General features: G+C 81.6%; 1 pseudogene. It reads right to left on the bottom strand.

Annotated features, from left to right (window positions below):
- Positions 1–516 (bottom strand): annotated as a pseudogene (locus K6I34_RS37955) (primosome assembly protein PriA); the annotation flags it as partial.

Below are 516 nucleotides of genomic sequence, written 5' to 3' on the forward strand. Positions count from 1 at the left end.
GCAGCGTCGGCTCGGCGACGACGACCACGGTGCCGCCCTCGTCCTGGCCGCGCACCAGCGCGGCGGCGCCCAGCCAGCGGCGCAGCGCCTCCTCGCCCGCGCGCAGGTCGGGGCGGCCGAGCAGGGCCCAGCCGTCCAGCAGCAGGGCCGCCGCGTAGCCGCCCTCGGCGACGGGCTCGGCGCCGGGCGTGGCCACGATCAGGGCGGGGCGGCCGGGGACGGTGTCCAGCACGTGGTCGCGCCCGGAGGTGCGTACGGGCACGGAGGGGAACGCCCGGCCCAGCTCCTCCGCGGTGCGGCCCGCGCCCACGACGCTGGCGCGCAGCCGGGCGCCGCCGCACTCGGCGCAGTGCCAGTCCCGCGCTTCCCGCGCGCCCCAGCCGCAGTGCAGCTCCCCGTCGTCACGGGCCTCCAGCGGCCCCGCGCAGTGCGCGCAGCGCGCGGGCTCACGGCCGCGCTCGCAGGCCAGCCGCGGTACGTAGCCCCGGCGCGGCACCTGCACGAGCCCCGGGCCGT

This window comes from Streptomyces sp. UNOC14_S4 (assembly GCF_020740835.1).
GTDB lineage: Bacteria > Actinomycetota > Actinomycetes > Streptomycetales > Streptomycetaceae > Streptomyces.